Source organism: Streptomyces sp. NRRL F-5126 (genome assembly GCF_000721265.1).
In the GTDB taxonomy this organism is placed as follows: Bacteria; Actinomycetota; Actinomycetes; order Streptomycetales; family Streptomycetaceae; genus Streptomyces.
Genome location: NZ_JOFZ01000156.1, coordinates 1 through 229, shown reverse-complemented (window position 1 = coordinate 229; position 229 = coordinate 1). Strand labels below are relative to the sequence as shown.

Here is a 229-nt window from a genome sequence, read left to right as displayed (position 1 = left end):
GAGGAGTGACCAGTCGGTGTGTGGGGCGAGGGCGTCGGCGCAGGCCTGCATGTGGGTGCGGAAGACACTGCTGGTCTCTAGGAGTTCGCGGCCCATGCCCGGCCATTGCGAACCCTGGCCAGGGAACACAAACGCGATCTTGCCCGGGACGCGGGAATGGTGATCGGTGGGGCCGGTCACCAGGTGCGGTGAGGGCCGGCCGTCCTGGAGTGCGGTGAGGGCGTCGAGG

At 69.0% G+C, this 229-nt stretch carries 1 protein-coding gene; it reads right to left on the bottom strand.

What is annotated here, in order from left to right; translation table 11 throughout:
- Positions 1–229, bottom strand: a 229-nt coding sequence (locus IH48_RS34145) for an acyltransferase domain-containing protein (RefSeq protein WP_037844351.1), incomplete at both ends; no start/stop codon positions are given.